9 protein-coding genes are annotated in these 16,740 nt (G+C 63.3%); all 9 read right to left on the bottom strand.

All coding sequences use genetic code 11. The annotated features are described in order from the left end of the window. Positions 1–3: 3 nt before the first annotated feature. The gene (locus CVE23_RS14510) at positions 4–2,652 is read right to left on the bottom strand and encodes a nitrate reductase (RefSeq protein ID WP_100849802.1); all 2,649 of its coding nucleotides are present in this window, start codon (positions 2,650–2,652) and stop codon (positions 4–6) included. Next, positions 2,649–6,821, bottom strand: coding sequence for a nitrite reductase large subunit NirB (nirB, locus tag CVE23_RS14515; protein WP_100849803.1), 4,173 nt, complete (start codon positions 6,819–6,821; stop codon positions 2,649–2,651). Before nirB ends, CVE23_RS14510 begins: the two co-directional genes overlap by 4 nt. A gap of 15 nt (positions 6,822–6,836) precedes the next feature. Beyond that, the gene (locus tag CVE23_RS14520; protein ID WP_038919612.1) at positions 6,837–7,631 is read right to left on the bottom strand and encodes an ABC transporter ATP-binding protein; all 795 of its coding nucleotides are present in this window, start codon (positions 7,629–7,631) and stop codon (positions 6,837–6,839) included. Between the two features lie 10 nt (positions 7,632–7,641). Then, positions 7,642–8,577: a nitrate ABC transporter permease gene (ntrB, locus tag CVE23_RS14525; protein WP_038919613.1), complete on the bottom strand. Its 936-nt coding sequence runs from the start codon at positions 8,575–8,577 to the stop codon at positions 7,642–7,644. Positions 8,578–8,589: 12 nt separating this feature from the next. Continuing rightward, on the bottom strand, positions 8,590–9,867 hold the full coding sequence (locus tag CVE23_RS14530) for a CmpA/NrtA family ABC transporter substrate-binding protein (RefSeq protein ID WP_038669468.1): 1,278 nt from the start codon (positions 9,865–9,867) through the stop codon (positions 8,590–8,592). A 469-nt stretch (positions 9,868–10,336) separates the two neighbouring features. Continuing rightward, complete coding sequence (locus tag CVE23_RS14535) at positions 10,337–11,623, bottom strand: nitrate regulatory protein (RefSeq protein WP_100849804.1); 1,287 nt, start codon at positions 11,621–11,623, stop codon at positions 10,337–10,339. 82 nt (positions 11,624–11,705) lie between these two features. After that, a complete protein-coding gene (locus CVE23_RS14540) occupies positions 11,706–12,056 on the bottom strand; it encodes a hypothetical protein (protein WP_100849805.1) in 351 nt (116 codons plus the stop codon). Between the two features lie 117 nt (positions 12,057–12,173). Next, positions 12,174–13,571, bottom strand: a complete 1,398-nt coding sequence (locus tag CVE23_RS14545; protein ID WP_100849806.1) for an efflux transporter outer membrane subunit — start codon at positions 13,569–13,571, stop codon at positions 12,174–12,176. Further along, on the bottom strand, positions 13,571–16,738 hold the full coding sequence (locus tag CVE23_RS14550) for an efflux RND transporter permease subunit (protein WP_100849807.1): 3,168 nt from the start codon (positions 16,736–16,738) through the stop codon (positions 13,571–13,573). The genes CVE23_RS14545 and CVE23_RS14550 overlap by 1 nt, the downstream gene beginning before the upstream one ends. Between the last annotated feature and the right edge of the window lie 2 nt (positions 16,739–16,740).

Below are 16,740 nucleotides of genomic sequence, written 5' to 3' on the forward strand. Positions count from 1 at the left end.
GGCTCAGCCCGCCCGGCGTAATGTGTCCGGCGTGGCATAGTGTTGCAGCAACGCCTTCAGTTCCGGCACGCAAGACCCGCAATTGGTCCCGCATTGTAGTTGTTCGCCCAGTTGCGCCACGCTGTGGCACCCCTGGCGGATGGCGTCGATAATGCGCTGTTCTCCCACCGCGAAGCAGCTGCAAATGGTCGCCCCTTGCGGCGCTTCACCCTGCGGCGCGCACCCGGCCAGCAACGCCAGCCGGTCCGGCGTCTGTTGCGGCGGCGCAGCAAACGCCGTCAGGATGGTCTCGCGCTCCAGAACCGGCCGGCGAGCGTCGACATACAGCGCCACCGCCACCTGCCCCGATAGCCAGCCAACCGCATGAAACAGGCCGCCGTCCCCCTGCGCCTGTTGATAGTCGACGCCGTCCAGCCCGTACTGGCGGGCCAGCCAGTCAAGCCAGTGCTCCGGCGTCTGTTCGCCGGCGATCGTGTAATGGGACACGCCGTCGGCGGCAATACGGCTCCAGTAGCCGCAGTCCGGCGCCGTCACGTCGCCGCGCACAAACAGTTCGCCGAACCACACAGCGGGCCAGCGTTGGATACGCACCCGCGCCTGCTTGCTTTCCGGCTGACCGGAATAGGGATCGGTCACTGCCGCCACCAGGCTATCCGCCCGTGCCTGCGCGCTAAACTGCCGGTTCCAGTGCATGGGGACAAAGATGCTGCCGCGCTGCTGCCCGCGCTGGACCTGCGCCCGCGCCAGCATCCAGCCCGACTCGGCGCTGATGCGCACCAGTTCGCCGTCGTGAACGCCGGCGTTGAGCGCATCCTGCGGGTGAAGATCGCAATAAGGTTCCGGCAGATGACGCATCAGACGCGGCGCCTTGCCGGTGCGGGTCATGGTGTGCCACTGGTCGCGTACCCGGCCGGTGTTGAGCACCAGCGGATACGCAGGTGACGGCGGATTGGCGGGCAGTTGCGGCGTGATCGCCAGCAAGCGCGCTTTACCGTCCGGGTGCCAGCAGCGCCCGTCGGTATACAATCGCGCGGTACCGTCGCTGACGGCACTGGTGACCGGCCACTGCACCGGCGTCAGTTGCTGCCATTGTTCATTGCTGAGCGTTGCCAGCGCGCTGATGTTGAACGCACGCTGTCCCTGATTCTCAAATCCGGACAAGGCGGCGTGCTCACGGAAGATCTGCGCCGGGTGGCGATAATCGAACGCCGCGCCAAATCCCATGCGTTGCGCCACCTGCGACAGTATCCACCAGTCGGCTTTCGCTTCGCCCGGCGCGGGCAGAAAGGCGCGCTGACGGGAAACGCGGCGCTCGGAGTTGGTAACCGTACCGTCCTTTTCCCCCCACGCCAGCGCCGGCAGCAGGACATGCGCACAGTCGGCGGTATCGGTGTGGCGCATCACGTCGGAGACGATCACCAGCGGGCAGCGCAACAGCGCCTGCCGCACCCGATCCGCCTCCGGCATGGAAACCACCGGATTGGTGCCCATGATCCACACCGCCTTGACCTGCCCGGCTTCAATCGCGCGGAACAGATCCACCGCCATCAATCCCGGCGCCGGCGCCACCCGGTCGCTGCCCCAGAAACGGCCGACCCGGTCCACTTCCTGCGGGCTGAAGCCCATGTGCGCCGCCAGCTGATTCGCCAGCCCGCCCACTTCGCGCCCGCCCATCGCATTCGGTTGACCGGTAATCGAAAAGGGGCCGCACCCGGTCCGGCCGATACGGCCGCTGAACAGATGCACGTTGATGATGGCGTTGCATTTGTCGCTGCCGGAAGAGGACTGGTTGATGCCCTGCGAATAAAGCGTCACCACGTTATCGGTGTCGCTAAACCACTGGTAAAAACAGGCGACGTCCTCGCGGTCCAGTTGGCAGAATTCCGCCACCCGCTCCACCGTCCAGTCATCGGCGGCCGCCAGCGCCGCCTCCACGCCGCTCAGCCCGTCGGGAACCGGAGCGTTCCGCTGCGCCAGCCAGCGCAGCAGCCCGTTGAACAACCCGGCATCGCTGCCGGGCGCCAGCGGCAAGTGCAACTCCGCCGCATCGCAGGTGGCGGTCTGACGCGGATCGATCACCACCACCCGCATGTGCGGGCGCTGCTGTTTGGCCTGCATCAGCCGCTGATACACCACCGGGTGCGCCCAGGCGGTGTTGGACCCGACCAGCACCACCAAATCGGCCTGTTCGATGTCCTCGTAGTTACAAGGCACCGCATCGGCGCCCAGCGCCCGCTTGTACCCGACCACCGCCGATGCCATACACAGCCGGGAATTGGTATCCATGTTGGCGCTGCCGATGAATCCTTTCATCAGCTTGTTGGCGACGTAATAGTCTTCGGTCAGCAGTTGCCCCGAACCGTAAAACGCCACCGCCTGCGGGCCATGCTGCGCAATAATGTCGCCGAGCGACTGCGCTACCCGATCCAGAGCCTGATCCCAGCTGACGCGATGACCGTCAACCAGCGGCCACAGCAGCCGCCCTTGCAGATCCAACGTGTCGCCCAATGCCGAGCCTTTGACGCACAACCGCCCCAGATTGGCCGGGTGCTGGCGATCGCCTTCAATGGTCACCCTCCCGTCCGGCTGCGGGGTGGCGATCACCCCGCAGCCCACGCCGCAGTAAGGACAGGTGGTGCGGCAGCCGCTCATAACGCCTCCGCCATGTCGGCCGCCGCCACCGCCATCGGTTCGTTCGCCACCCAGATACGATCCTGTACCACACGCACCGGCCAGGCGCGCACCCGCAGTTGGCTGTCATCCGGGCTAACGCCGTCACGCAGACGCAGACGCTTTTTGTACAACGGCGAAATCACCACCGGCTCGCCCGCCACGTCGCCGACAAGGCCGCGCGACAGAACGTTGGCGCCGCTGCCCGGCTCCTGATTATCGAGCGCGAACACGTGTCCCGCCTGCCCCGGCTGTGCGGCAGGCAGATGAAACAGTGCCACCTGCTGATGTCCGACCCGCGCCGCCATGCCGGCATTCGCCGGAATATCGCAGAGGAAGCCGACGCACTGCCAGCCTTCCACGCCAGCCGCCTCTGATGCCGCCGTCGTCTTCTCCTCCAGACGGGCGGGGCGAGGCTGACCGCGCTCCGGCACCATCACTACCGCTTCATCCGGCGTGTCGCTGTTAAGGAAGGCGCGGAACAACGCCCGGTGTTCGTCATGCGCCAGCGTGGTCTGCCATTCGCACTGATAGCTGTCGATAACCTGGCGCATCTCGTTTTCCAGCTCGTCGGCAATTCCCAGGCTGTCGTCGATTACCACCTGCCGCAGGTAGTCGATGCCGCCTTCCAGGTTATCCAGCCAAACGCTGGTGCGCTGCAGGCGGTCGCCGGTACGGATGTAGAACATCAGCAGGCGGTCGATCAGCCGGAACAGGGTATCGGTGTCCAGATCGCTGGCGAACAGGTCGGCATGACGCGGTTTCATGCCGCCATTGCCGCACACATACAGGTTCCAACCCTTGTCGGTGGCGATCACGCCGATGTCTTTGCCCTGCGCTTCGGCGCATTCGCGGGTGCAACCGGAAACCGCCATCTTGAGCTTATGCGGCGAGCGCAGCCCTTTGTAACGGTGCTCCAGCGCAATCGCCAGCGAGGTGGAATCCTGCACGCCGTAGCGGCACCAGGTGGAGCCGACGCACGATTTGACGGTACGCAGCGACTTGCCGTAGGCATGACCGGTTTCAAACCCGGCGTCGATCAGCTCCTGCCAGATAGCAGGCAGTTGCTCCAGCCGCGCGCCGAACAGATCGACCCGCTGGCCGCCGGTAATCTTGGTATACAGGTGATAACGTTCGGCCACCTGACCGATGGCGATCAATCCCTGCGGGGTAATCTCGCCGCCGGGAATGCGCGGCACTACCGAGTAGGTGCCGTCTTTCTGGATATTGGCCAGGAAACGGTCGTTGGTATCCTGCAACGGTACGTGTTCGGGTTTCAGCACGTAATCGTTCCAGCAGGACGCCAGCATCGATCCGGCCAGCGGTTTACAGATTTCACAGCCCAGCCCATGACCGTGGCGGGCGATCAGCTCGCCAAAACTACGGATACGGTTGACGCGGATCAGGTGGTACAGCTCCTGACGCGAATAGGCGAAATGCTCGCAAATGTCTTTTTTTACCTCGATGCCCGACTGCTGCAACTGGTACTCCATCACCTGCTTGAGCAGCGGTACGCAGCCGCCGCAGCCGGTGCCCGCCTTGGTGCAGGCCTTGAGCGACGCCAGATCGGTGCAGCCGTTGTCCACCGCCGCACAGATGTCCGCTTTGCTGACGTTATGGCAGGAGCAGATCTGGGCGCTGTCCGGCAACGCCGCCACCCCCAGCCCTTTCGGCGCCGCGCCGTCCAGCGCCGGCAGAATCAGGCTTTCCGGGTGCGCAGGTAAGGTCATGTCGTTGAGTTTCATCTGCAACAGCGTGCTGTAATCGCTGCTGTCGCCCACCAGCACCGCCCCCAGCAGCCGTTTGCCGTCCGCCGAAACAATGATTTTTTTATAGACCTGATTCGGTTCGTCGTTCCACTGATAGCTCAGGCTGCCCTCGGTTTTACCGTGAGCATCGCCGATCGACGCCACGTCCACCCCCAGCAGCTTAAGCTTGGTGCTCATGTCGGCGCCGGTGAACGACTGCTCCTGTTGCGCCAGCCGGGCGGCAACGGTGCGCGCCATCTGATAACCCGGCGCCACCAGCCCGAACATCTGTCCCTGCCATAGCGCGCACTCGCCAATGGCGAAAATAGCGTCATCCGAAGTCTGGCAATAGTCGTCGATTACGATGCCGCCGCGGGCGCCGATCTCCAGCGCGGCGTCACGCGCCAGCTGATCGCGCGGGCGGATACCGGCGGAAAACAGCACCAGATCGGTTTCCAGCGCCGTGCCGTCGGCGAAATTCATCCGGTGGCGCGCCTGCTCGCCCGCCGTAATCGCGCGGGTTTCCTTGCCGGTGTGCACCTGCAGGCCCAGCGCCTCAATCTTGCGCTTGAGCAGTTGCGCGCCGCCGTCGTCCAGTTGCACCGCCATCAGTCTGGGGGCGAATTCCACCACATGGGTTTCCAGCCCCAGTTGGCGCAGCGCGTTGGCGGCTTCCAGCCCCAGCAGACCGCCGCCCACCACTACGCCGCTGCGCGATTCGCGCGCTTCGGCGGCAATAGCGTCCAGATCCTCCAGCGTGCGATACACCAGACAACCGGGGCGATCGTTGCCCGTCATCGGCGGCACGAACGGGTAGGAACCGGTCGCCAGCACCAGCCGGTCGTACGGGGTTTCCTGGCCGTTCGCGTCGCGCACGCAGCGGCGTTGACGGTCAATCTCCGTCACCTGGCAACCGGTGCGCAATTCAATGTCGTGCTGTTCGAAAAAGCCCTCGCTGACCATTGACAGGGATTCGGCGCTGCGACCGGCAAAATACTCGGACAAATGTACCCGGTCATAGGCCGGATGGCGTTCCTCGCCAAACACCACCACGTGATACTGTTGGTGCAGGCTGCGTTCCACCAGTTGCTCCAGAAAGTGGTGCCCGACCATGCCGTGCCCCACTACCACCAATACGGGTTTACTCATGACAGAAATCCTTACGGCCGCAGGCCGTATGTCTACTTCAGGAAAAGACAGACCAAACAAAAGCGACGACGGTGCCGATGGCAGCCTGGTCTCCATGGCCGCCAGCAGTTGCGGACTGTCGCTGACATGACCGAACAGCAGCGCGCCGCATAACCGGTCGTCGCGGAATATCAGGCGGCGATAATGGCCGCCGAGCGGGTCTGACAGCGAGTGGAGTCGATCGCCCTCCTGCGGGTGCAACTCCCCCGCGCTCACCACGTCAATCCCGGTAACTTTCAGTCGGGTGGCCAGCGCCGCCGGCGCGTAATCCGCCACCGGTTGCCCCGCCAGCCGGGCGGCCAGCACATCGGCCTGCGCCAGACAGGGCGCCACCAGCCCGACCGTTTCACCCTTCACTTCAGCGCACTCGCCGAATGCGCTGACGTATTCATCGGCGGTGCGCAACTGGCCGTCGGCCAGAATGCCGCGCCCGCACGCCAGGCCGCTGTCGCGAGCCAGCTCACACACCGGCTGCACGCCGGTCGCCACCACCACCAGACCAGCAGGCAAGCGCGTACCGTCCGCCAGTTCGACCGCCTCTACCTGCTCGCCGTCGGACGATTTATTACCGGACAATTCGTTACCGGATAATGCCTGAATCTGCACGCCGGTCAGGCAACGGATGCCGCGCTCATGCAGCCGGGCGCACAACAGGTCGCTGGCGGTGGCGTCGAGCTGACGCTCCATCAGCCGGGCGTGGCGGTGCAGCAGCGTCACCGCGGCACCCTGCAATCGCAGCGCGGCGGCGGCTTCAATCCCCAGTAATCCGCCGCCGATCACCACCGCCGGCTTTCCCTGTCGCACCGCCGCCCACATCCGCTCGACGTCATCCAGCGTGCGAAAGCCCATCACGCCCGGCAGGTCGATGCCCGGCAACGGCGGCATAAACGGGCGGGAACCGGTGGCGAACACCAGTTGGTCATAGGTCAGGCGACGGCGATCGGTAATCACTTCCCGCGTAGCCCGATCAATACGTAGCGCCGACTCGCCGGTCAGTATGGTCACGTCCATCGTTGCCGGCGCCGGCTCTAACTGCGTGTCCTCAAAGGTTTTTTCGCCCCCCAGCACCGAGGAAAGCAGCACGCGGTTATAGCTGTCGCGCGGCTCGCGATCGATGACGGTGACGCGGTAGCGTTGCGGCGCCAGTTGCCCCAGTCGCTTTACCAGCCGCGCGCTGGACAGACCGTTGCCGATAATCACCAGATGCGCGCTCATCGCTGCTTCCTCCCGTCAGGCCGCGTGCGGCTGCTTCTCATACAGGAAATGCAGCACCTGCTGACGGTACTGGTGATAACGCGGGTCATCCGCCAGCGCGACGCGAGAGCGCGGGCGTTCCAGCGCCACCGTCATGATCTCGCCCACCGTGGCCGCCGGGCCGTTGGTCATCATCAGCACCCGGTCGGAGAGCAACACCGCCTCATCCACGTCATGGGTTATCAGCACGATGGTGGTGTTCAGCCGCTGCTGGATTTCCATCACCGCGTCCTGCAAATGGGCGCGGGTCAGCGCGTCCAGCGCGCCGAACGGTTCGTCCATCAGCAGCACCTTGGGTTTCATCGCCAGCGCGCGGGCGATGCCCACCCGCTGCTTCATGCCGCCGGAAATCTCATGCGGATGCTTGTTCAGCGCGTGCCCCATGTGCACCAGCTCCAGGTTATGGACGATCCACTCGTGCATCTCCGCCTTGCTCATCTGGCCGCGGAATACCTGCTTCACCGCCAGCGCGACGTTATCGTAGGTGGTGAGCCACGGCAGCAGCGAATGGTTCTGGAATACCACCGCCCGCTCCGGCCCCGGACCGTCGATTTCGCGGTTGTCGCACAGCAGGCCGCCGCTGGTCGGCAGCGTCAGCCCGGCAATCAGGTTGAGCAGCGTTGATTTGCCGCAGCCGGAGTGCCCGATCAAACTCAGGGTTTCCCCGGTATGGATATCGAAACTCACGTTATCGAGCGCCAGGAACGAACCGCTGGCGGTGGAAAAACGCTGACTGACCTGCTGAATACGGATAATCGGTTGATCGCGCATACGTTTCTCCTTAACGGGTTTCATAGCTGAAGCGTTTGGCCAGCAACATCAGCCCTTGCTCAAGTAACAGCCCGACCACGCCAATCACCAGAATGGCGATGATGATGTTGGGCACGTTGAGGTTGTTCCACTCGTTCCAAATCCAGAAGCCGATACCGATGCCGCCGGTCAGCATTTCCGCCGCCACGATCACCAGCCAGGCGATGCCGATCGACAGCCGCACCCCGGTCAGCACGCTCGGCAGCACCGCCGGCAGCAGGATCTTGCGCATGATGGTGAATTCGGACAGCTTCAGCACCCGCGCCACGTTGAGATAATCCTGCGGAATCTGGCGCACCCCCTCGGCGGTGTTGAGGATCATCGGCCAGATGGAGCAGATAAAAATGGTCCAGCTGGAAGCCGGCTCGGCGCGCTGGAACAGCAGCAGGCCGATGGGCAGCCACGCCAGCGGGCTGACCGGACGCAACAGCGAAATAATCGGGTTGAACATCGCCGCCATAAACCGGAAGCGGCCAATCAGGAAACCGGCGGGAATGCCCACCAGCGCCGCCAGCCCGAAACCGATGCCGACGCGCTCCAGCGACGCCAGCACGTTCCAGCCGATGCCCTGATCGTTGGGGCCGGCCACGTAAAAGGGGTCGGCAAAAATGCTCTGCGCCGCCAGCCAGGTCTGCCACGGCGTCGGGAAACCTTTGCTGCTCAGCGCCGCGAGCTGCCAGACCGCCAGCAGCAGGATCATGCCGACGCCGCCCGGCAACAGCCGGGACAGCCATCGGCTCAGGCGCGGCCGCCAGACGGCGCGCGGCGAGGCGACGGTCGGCGCCGGTGCAGCTACGCCAACGGTTTCGGGTAAGGCGATAACGGTGGCGTCGGTCGCGACAGCATTGTGGTGCGGCGTGTCAGTCGGCTCCGGCACGATCGAAAGAATCTGGGCTTGCGTTTTCATGGTCGCTCTCCGTTACTTTTTCACGCTGAAGCTGTTGGCATAACCGGCCGGATCGCTGCCGTCCCAACGCTTGCCGTCAATCAATACGCTGCTGCGCATCTCGCCGGATGGCAGCGGCACGTTGCCGACCGCACTGGCCGCCTGTTTGTAGATATCGATGCGATTGACCTGACGGGCCACCGCCTGATAATCCGGCTCCTGCGCCAGCAGGCCCCAGCGTTTGTGCTGGGTGAGGAACCACATCCCGTCCGACAGATACGGGAAGTTCACTTCGCCGTCGTGGTAGAAGCGCATGGCGTGCGCGTCCTGCCAGCTTTTGCCCGCGCCGTTGTCGTATTGCCCCAGCATACGGCCGACAATCGTCTCCTCCTGGGTGTTGACGTACGCGCGCCCGGCGATGACGCGGGCGGTTTCGCGCCGGTTGTCGTCCGAGCTGTCGATCCAGCGCGAGGCTTCCAGCACCGCCGCCGTCAGCGCGCGGGCGGTATTGGGGTTGGCGTTAACCCATTCGGCGCTGGTGCCGAGCACCTTCTCCGGGTGATCCGGCCAGATATCCTGCGACGTGGCGGCGGTAAACCCGAGGCCGTCGGTAATCGCGCGCTGGTTCCAGGGTTCGCCGACGCAGAAACCGCTCATGTTGCCGATCTTCATGTTCACCACCATCTGCGGCGGCGGCACTACCACGGTGCGCACGTCGTCAAACGGGTTGATGCCGGCCGCGCCCAGCCAGTAATAGAGCCACATGGCGTGGGTGCCGGTGGGAAACGTCTGGGCGAAGGTGTAAGTCCCCGCCGGGCTGGCCGCAATAAAACGCTTCAGGCTGGCGGCATCGCTCACGCCGGCTTCGCGCAGCTTATTGGACAGAGTGATCGCCTGACCGTTGTTGTTCAGCGTCATCAGCGCCGCCATATTGTGCTGCGGCCCCGACGCGCCGGCCTGCAGGCCGTACAACAGCCCGTAGAGCACGTGCGCCGCGTCCAGTTCGCCGGACACCAGCTTGTCGCGCACGGCGGCCCAGCTCGCTTCCTTGCTCGGCACAATGGTGATGCCGTATTTCTTGTCAAAACCTTTTACCGACGCCATCACCACCGATGCGCAGTCGGTCAACGGAATAAAACCGATGCGCACCTCTTTCTTCTCCGGGGCATCGGAACCGGCCGCCCAGGCGCGGTTCATTATTCCCGGCAGCAACATGGCGCCGCCCAGCGCAGCGCTCCCCACCAGAAACTGGCGGCGGGAAAACGCCTGTGTTTGGTTATTGGTTTTGTTATCGGTTTTGGAATCACTCATCAACGACACCTCGGCAACCCGCCGTTTCGGCGGCAAAAACAAAAAGGCGTCCATAAGCCATGCGAAAATCGCACGCTTATGGACGCCTTTGCCCAGCGCTTTTCCGTACCGCCATTAGCACGAAAAAGTCGCAGTGAATTGTTACCGGAGATGAAGCAAGGTGTGTGCCAACCTGTCAGATATCCCTGTGACCTGACAGCACATTGAGTGGACCGTCCATGCCGCGCCGGATAACCGACGCGTCCCGATGGGGCTATTCTGCTCGCCGAAAGCGCGGCTAATATTGAGCTGGATCAATTCAGCCGGGATATCAGGCCAATGGCGAAAACGAACAACCGCCGCTATACGCGTCAGAGCGGTGGGAAGATAACGGCTTCGGCTGCACCGTTATCTGGCAAATCACGCACGCTTTATGTGCATTCACGGCGAGCGGATTCCAGTTAACGCCATGCAAACTCGCCGCGTTCCATCAGGGGTTATCCTGAAACACATCCGCCACCGCCAGCATGGCGTTGGCAATCTCGATCAGTTTCTTATTCTGGTTCATCGCCATACGGCGCAGGGTTTTATACGCCTCTTCTTCGCTTAAGCCCCGGTGCTGCATCAGCACGCCCTTGGCCCGGTCGATTTGGCGCCGCTCATCCAGCGTCGCGCGCATCGCCGCCAGTTCATGATCCAGCGCCTGCAGACGCCGCGCCTGCTGTTGCACCAGCGACAGCAGCGAACGCCCCAGCTGCGGCCGCACGCCGTCGCTGTCGAGCCAGCTGTGCGCCGCCGCGCCCTGCTCCATCTCCGAGCGGGCGATAAACACCGAATAGCTGTGGTCTTCCCCCTGCTGCGCCGCCATCAGGCCGGCGACATCCGCCTGCTGGTCAAGACAAGCCTGCTCGGCGGCGGCGATACGATCGCGGCACAGTTGCATCAGCGTCTGCTCCAGCCGATCCTCGATTTGCTTCATGGCGTCGATACGCGCCGTCGCCAGCGCGAACCATTGCAGGCTGCCTTCCAGCGGCAGGTTGTCCGGCGCGCGGGTGCAGGCCACGCGTCGCAGTCGTTCAAATTCCCGATCGGTCGCCAGCGATAGCCAGCGCTCACGGCTGACGTCATCGGCGAAATTGGCGAAGGTATCGAAACAACGCTCCTGACGTTCGATCAGGTCCAGCAATGTCTGCTGAGTACTGACCGGAAATTCACCGGCGGCAAACGCGGCTGCGCCGACCGCCCGCTCCTGACCGGCCAATTCCTTGCCCTGCATGAAACTGAACATCGCCACCAGCGCCCGGGCAATCACCGGCTCCGCCGCGGTATCCGACACTTCGAACACCAGCGTCAATAGATGGCGGATGATGTCGTTGAACACCGTCATCGCGTCCGACTGCGGCAACGCGCGTTGCCGCACCTGCTGGCGCAGCGACGGCAGCAACCCCAGCGTGTAAACCACACTGGCGGCACGGCTGAACAGCCGGCTGGCCTGCGGCAACGACCCGGCGCGCTGCGCCAGGTCATCCAGTTGTTCCATAAATTGCGACTCGGCCTGTTGCACATCCTGCTCGCGCTGCGGCAGTTCATCCACACACAGCCGCCCGTCCGAACACAGGAACAGGTTGGAGGTGCCGCGTTCGCGTTGCAGCATGTGCACCAGCTGGCTGATGCGCCCCACCAGCTCGCCGCTTTGCAGCAGCCCGCGCAGGCTATTCAGTTCACACTGGCGCGAAGCCATCAGAAAACGAATTGTCGTTGAAGGGTCCGCTACCATTCTCTCTTCTCTCTACACCGCCGATTGCCACATTATGCAATACATATGCAAATAGTGCGCCTGATACAAATAGTGCGCCTGCTCAGGCGGTTGTGCAACCAACGGGCTGACCAGCACCAAACCGGCGCGTGGTATTCCAAACTATAGGGCAGGATCGTCTATCGGTGTGGGGGCAGTCCAAACTGCTGTGCGCCGATATCGGCATCCAGCGTGGCGAACATCTTATTTTTGAATTCGAGTCGAACAGATTATTCACCAGATGCACAATATCGCCGTTTGTGGCGCTACTTTGCTTGCCAATTTCCGAAGAGTGGCCGGCGGAATTATAAATCCGCTTGCCAATCAGCAGCGGCGTTTTACCGGCCGCGTCATAGGTGATGTTGTAAGTCGGTTTTCCGTCGCAATCGTTGGCGACCGACAGAATACGCTCCATTATCCTTGCTGTATTAAGTCTAAAAAATCGATTTATCAAAAGAAAAAACAGCAGTAAAAATATAACCAGATTTAAAAAGGCAGAGCCGGGAAATAATCCCCGCTCTGCCGAAAAATATTATTTCACCCCACCTCCCAATACGTTATACAGCGTAATCAGATTATCCAGCCGCGACTGTTCCAGGCTGAGCAACGACTGACGAGCGCTGTACAGCGTGCGCTGGGCATCCAGTACGTTGAGGTAGGTATCGACCCCGGCGCGGTAGCGGTTGCTGGCCAGTTGATAACTGCGCTCGGCCGCCGCCACGTAATCGCGTTGCGCCGCCTGCTGCTCATCAATCGTGCCTTTGCGCGCCAGCGCGTCGGCCACTTCGCGAAACGCGGTCTGCAACGTTTTCTCGTAACTGGCGACATAGCCCTGTTTTTCCGCCTCGGCGTAGCGCAACGCCGACAGGTTGGCGCCGCCGTCAAAGATAGGCAGGCTGACGGCCGGCGCCAGCGACCAGACGTGCGCGCCGCCGCTGAACAGCGACGACAGCGCCTCGCTGCTCAGGCCGTTGCTGGCGGTCAGCGTAATGCTGGGGAAGAACGCCGCCCGCGCCGTGCCGATATTGGCATTGGCCGATTTCAGGGTATGTTCCGCCGCCTGCACATCCGGACGGCGCAACAACGCGGCGGACGAAATACCGGCGGCGACCGGTTTCACCGCCTGCGCCAGCGACGCCACATCCGCAGGCAACAGCGCCTCCGGCACCGGGCGCCCGGCCAGCAGGTCCAGCGCATTCTTATCCTGCGCTTCGGTGGTCAGCGCGCTGGCGACGTCCGCCCGCGCCTGCTGGTAGACGGTTTCCGCCTGCGCCACATCCACCGCCGACGCCACACCATTACGCAACCGGCTGCGGGTCACCGCCAGCGACTGCCCGGCGCTCTCCATCGTCTGACGCGCCAGCGCCAGATTGCTGCGGGCGGTCGCCAGCGCCACCCAGGCGGTGGACGTATCGGCGATCAGCGTCAGCCGGGTGCTGGTGGCGGTGGCGGCGCTGGACAGATACGCCTCCCGCGCCGCGCCGGTCAGGCTGCGGTTTTTACCAAACAAATCCAGCGTAAAGGCGCTGGTGGACAGGCTGGCGCCGTAGCTGCTGCTCAATACCGTCCCATTGCCGCTGCTGCTGAGCGAACGGCTGCGATCGCCATCTATCCCGGCGTTAATGGTCGGCAGCAGCGTCGCGCGCTTTTCGCCAAGCTGCGCGCGCGCCGCTTCCACATCGGCAATCGCTTTGCGCAGATCACGGTTGTCCGACAACGCCATGTCGACAACCTGACGCAGACGATCGTCCACCAGCACCTCGCGCCACGGGATATCATCCGCCGGCTGGCGGGCCGCCGCCGCCGCATGATAGGCCGCCCCTTGCGGCCAGGCGTCAGGCACCGGCGCGGACGGCCGCTGATAGTGCGGATCCAGCGAACAGCCGGATAACAACATAGCGCCGGTCAGTAACGTCATAATAACGCGCATCAGTTTTCTCCCTGCGTAGGCGTCGGCATCGAGGTGGATGGCGATGTTTGCGTGTGGCGACCGGGGAATACCCGTCTGACCAACACAAAGAACATCGGCACCAGAAAAATCGCCAGCACGGTGGCGGTCAGCGTACCGCCGACAATACCGCTGCCGATGGAGATACGGCTGTTGGCGCCTGCGCCGGTCGCCACCGCCAGCGGGAATACCCCGGCGATAAACGCCATCGACGTCATCAATACCGGCCGCAGACGCGTACGCGCCCCTTCCAGCGCCGCTTCATACAGCGTGGCGCCGCGCCGGTAAGCGGCTTCGGCGAACTCCACGATCAGAATGGCGTTCTTGGCCGACAGCCCGATGGTGGTAAGCAACGCCACCTGAAAATAGACGTCGTTTTCCAGCCCGCGCAATGTTGCGGCCAGCACCGCGCCCACCACCCCGAGCGGGATGACCATCATCACCGAGAACGGAATACTCCAGCTTTCATACAGCGCCGCCAGGCACAGGAACACCACCAGAATCGACATGGCGTAGAGCGATATCGCCTGCCCGCTGGCCAGCCGTTCCTGATAAGAGAGCTCGCTCCAGGCAAAGGTGGTGCCGGCAGGCAGCGCGCGCGCCAGCGCTTCCATCTCGTCCATCGCCTTGCCGGAGCTGACGCCGGGCGCGCCGGTGCCCTGAATTTCGTAAGACGCCAGCCCGTTATAACGCGACAGGCTTTCCGGGCCGTAGCTCCAGCGGGTGGCGGCAAAGGCGGAGAACGGCGTCATTACGCTGTTGCCGCTGCTGTCGGTGCCGCGCACGAACCACTTGTCGAGATCCGACGGCTGGCCGCGCGAGCCGGCGTCGCCCTGAATGTAGACTTTCTTCACCCGGCCGCGATCGATGAAGTCGTTGACGTAGGTGCCGCCCCAGGCGCTGCTCAACGTGCTGGTGACATCGCTGATCGACAGCCCCAGCGCGCGGATTTTGGCGTAGTCGAGGTCCACCTGTAGCTGCGGCATCTGCACCAGATCGTTGGGGCGTACTGCGGACAGCTGCGGATTCTTCGCCGCTTCCGCCAGCAGTTGATCGCGCAACGCCAGTAAACGACTGCGGTCGGTATTGCCGGTAGCCTGCAATTCAAAGGTAAAGCCGTCAGACTGGCCCAGCCCCTGCACCGCCGGCGGCGACATGGTGAACACCTGCGCGTCGCGAATCGCGGACAGCGCCTGCATGGCGCGATGGGCGATGGCGTCGGAACTGTTCGCGCTGCCGGGGCGTTGGCTCCAGTTCTTCAGCGCTACAAACGCCATCCCGGCATTCTGTCCGCTGCCGCTGAAGTTGAAGCCGGAAATCACGAAAATAGCTTCAACATTGTTTTTTTCCTCGGTGAGGAAATAGTGCTCGATGCGTTCCCCCACCTTACTGGTACGGGCTTCGGTGGCGCCAGCCGGCAACGTAAACTGCACCATGACATCACCCTGATCCTCGTTAGGCAGGAAGCCGCCCGGCAACCGCAGGAACAGTAAGCCCAACGCCACGATCAGCAAACCGTACAGCGCCAGATAGCGCCACGGTCCGGTAATGACATGCGCCACCCGCCCGGTATAGCGCTGCTGCAAACGGTCATACCCACGGTTGAAACGGGCGAAGAAACCGTTGCCGTCCGGCGACGAATGCACCGCCGGTTTCAGCAACGCCGCGCACAGCGCCGGCGTCAGCGTCAACGCCACCACCACCGACAGCAGCATGGAGGACACGATGGTGATGGAGAACTGCCGATAGATCACCCCGGTCGATCCGCCGAAGAACGCCATCGGCAGAAACACCGCGCTCAGCACCAGCGCCACCCCGATCAGCGCGCTGGAAATCTCGCGCATCGACTGTTCCGTGGCCACCACCGGCGACAGCCCCTGATCGCGCATCAGCCGCTCGACGTTTTCCACCACCACGATGGCGTCATCCACCAGCAGGCCAATCGCCAGCACCATGCCGAACAGCGTCAGGGTATTGATGGAGTACCCGAACACCGCCAGCACGCCGAACGTCCCCAGCAATACCACCGGCACCGCCACCGCCGGGATCAGCGTGGCGCGCAGGTTCTGCAGAAACAGAAACATCACCAGCACCACCAGGGCGATGGCTTCAAACAGGGTCTGCACCACCTCTTCCACCGACACCTTGATAAAGTCGGTGCTGTCTTTCGGGTAGGACACTTCGTAGCCTTGCTGCATCTGCGGGGTGAACTCCGCCACTTTGGCTTTCACCCGCTCCGCCGTCGCCAGCGCATTGGCGCCGGACGACAGCATCACCGCGATCCCGGCGGCGGGGTGACCGTTCAGCCGGGTGGTGGTGGTGTAGTCCTCGTTGCCCAGCTCGACCCGCGCCACGTCGCCAAGGCGCACCAGCGCGCCGCTGGATTCGCTTTTAACGATGATGTCGCGGAACTGCGTCGGGGTTTTCAGCCGTGATTGCGCGGTGACGGTCGCGGTCAATTGCTGATCGCTGCCGGCCGGCTGCGCGCCGATTTTCCCGGCCGAGACCTGGGTGTTCTGCGCTTCGATCGCGGAGGAAATATCCGACGGCATCAGGCTGTACGCCGCCAGTTTGGTCGGGTCCAGCCAGATGCGCATCGCGTACTGGGAACCGAACACCTGTACGCTGCCGACGCCGTCTACCCTGGAGAGCGGGTCCTGCAGGTTGCTGACCATGTAGTCGGCGATGTCGGCGGCGGTGCTTTTATCCGTGGTGTCGTATAACGCCATGATCAGCAGGAAATCCTGCTGGGACTTGGTCACCGTGATGCCTTGCTGTTGCACTTCAGTGGGCAGGCGGCTGGTGGCCTGTTGCACCTTGTTCTGCACCTGCACCTGCGCGGTATCCGGGTTGGTGCCCTGCGTAAACGTGGCGGTGATGCGCACATCGCCGCTCGAATCGCTGGAGGAAGAAAAATAGAGTAACCCGTCCAACCCGGTGAGCTGCTGCTCAATCACCTGGGTCACGCTGTTTTCCAGCGTGTCGGCGGAAGCGCCGGGGTAACTGGCTTTGATGGCGATGGAGGGCGGCGCCACATTCGGGTACTGCGCCACCGGCAGCGATTCAATCGACAGCGCGCCCGCCAGCATGATGACAATGGCGATCACCCAGGCAAACACCGGGCGATGAATAAAGAAACGGGAGAACATGA

This window comes from Dickeya fangzhongdai, assembly GCF_002812485.1.
GTDB classification, from domain to species: domain Bacteria; phylum Pseudomonadota; class Gammaproteobacteria; order Enterobacterales; family Enterobacteriaceae; genus Dickeya; species Dickeya fangzhongdai.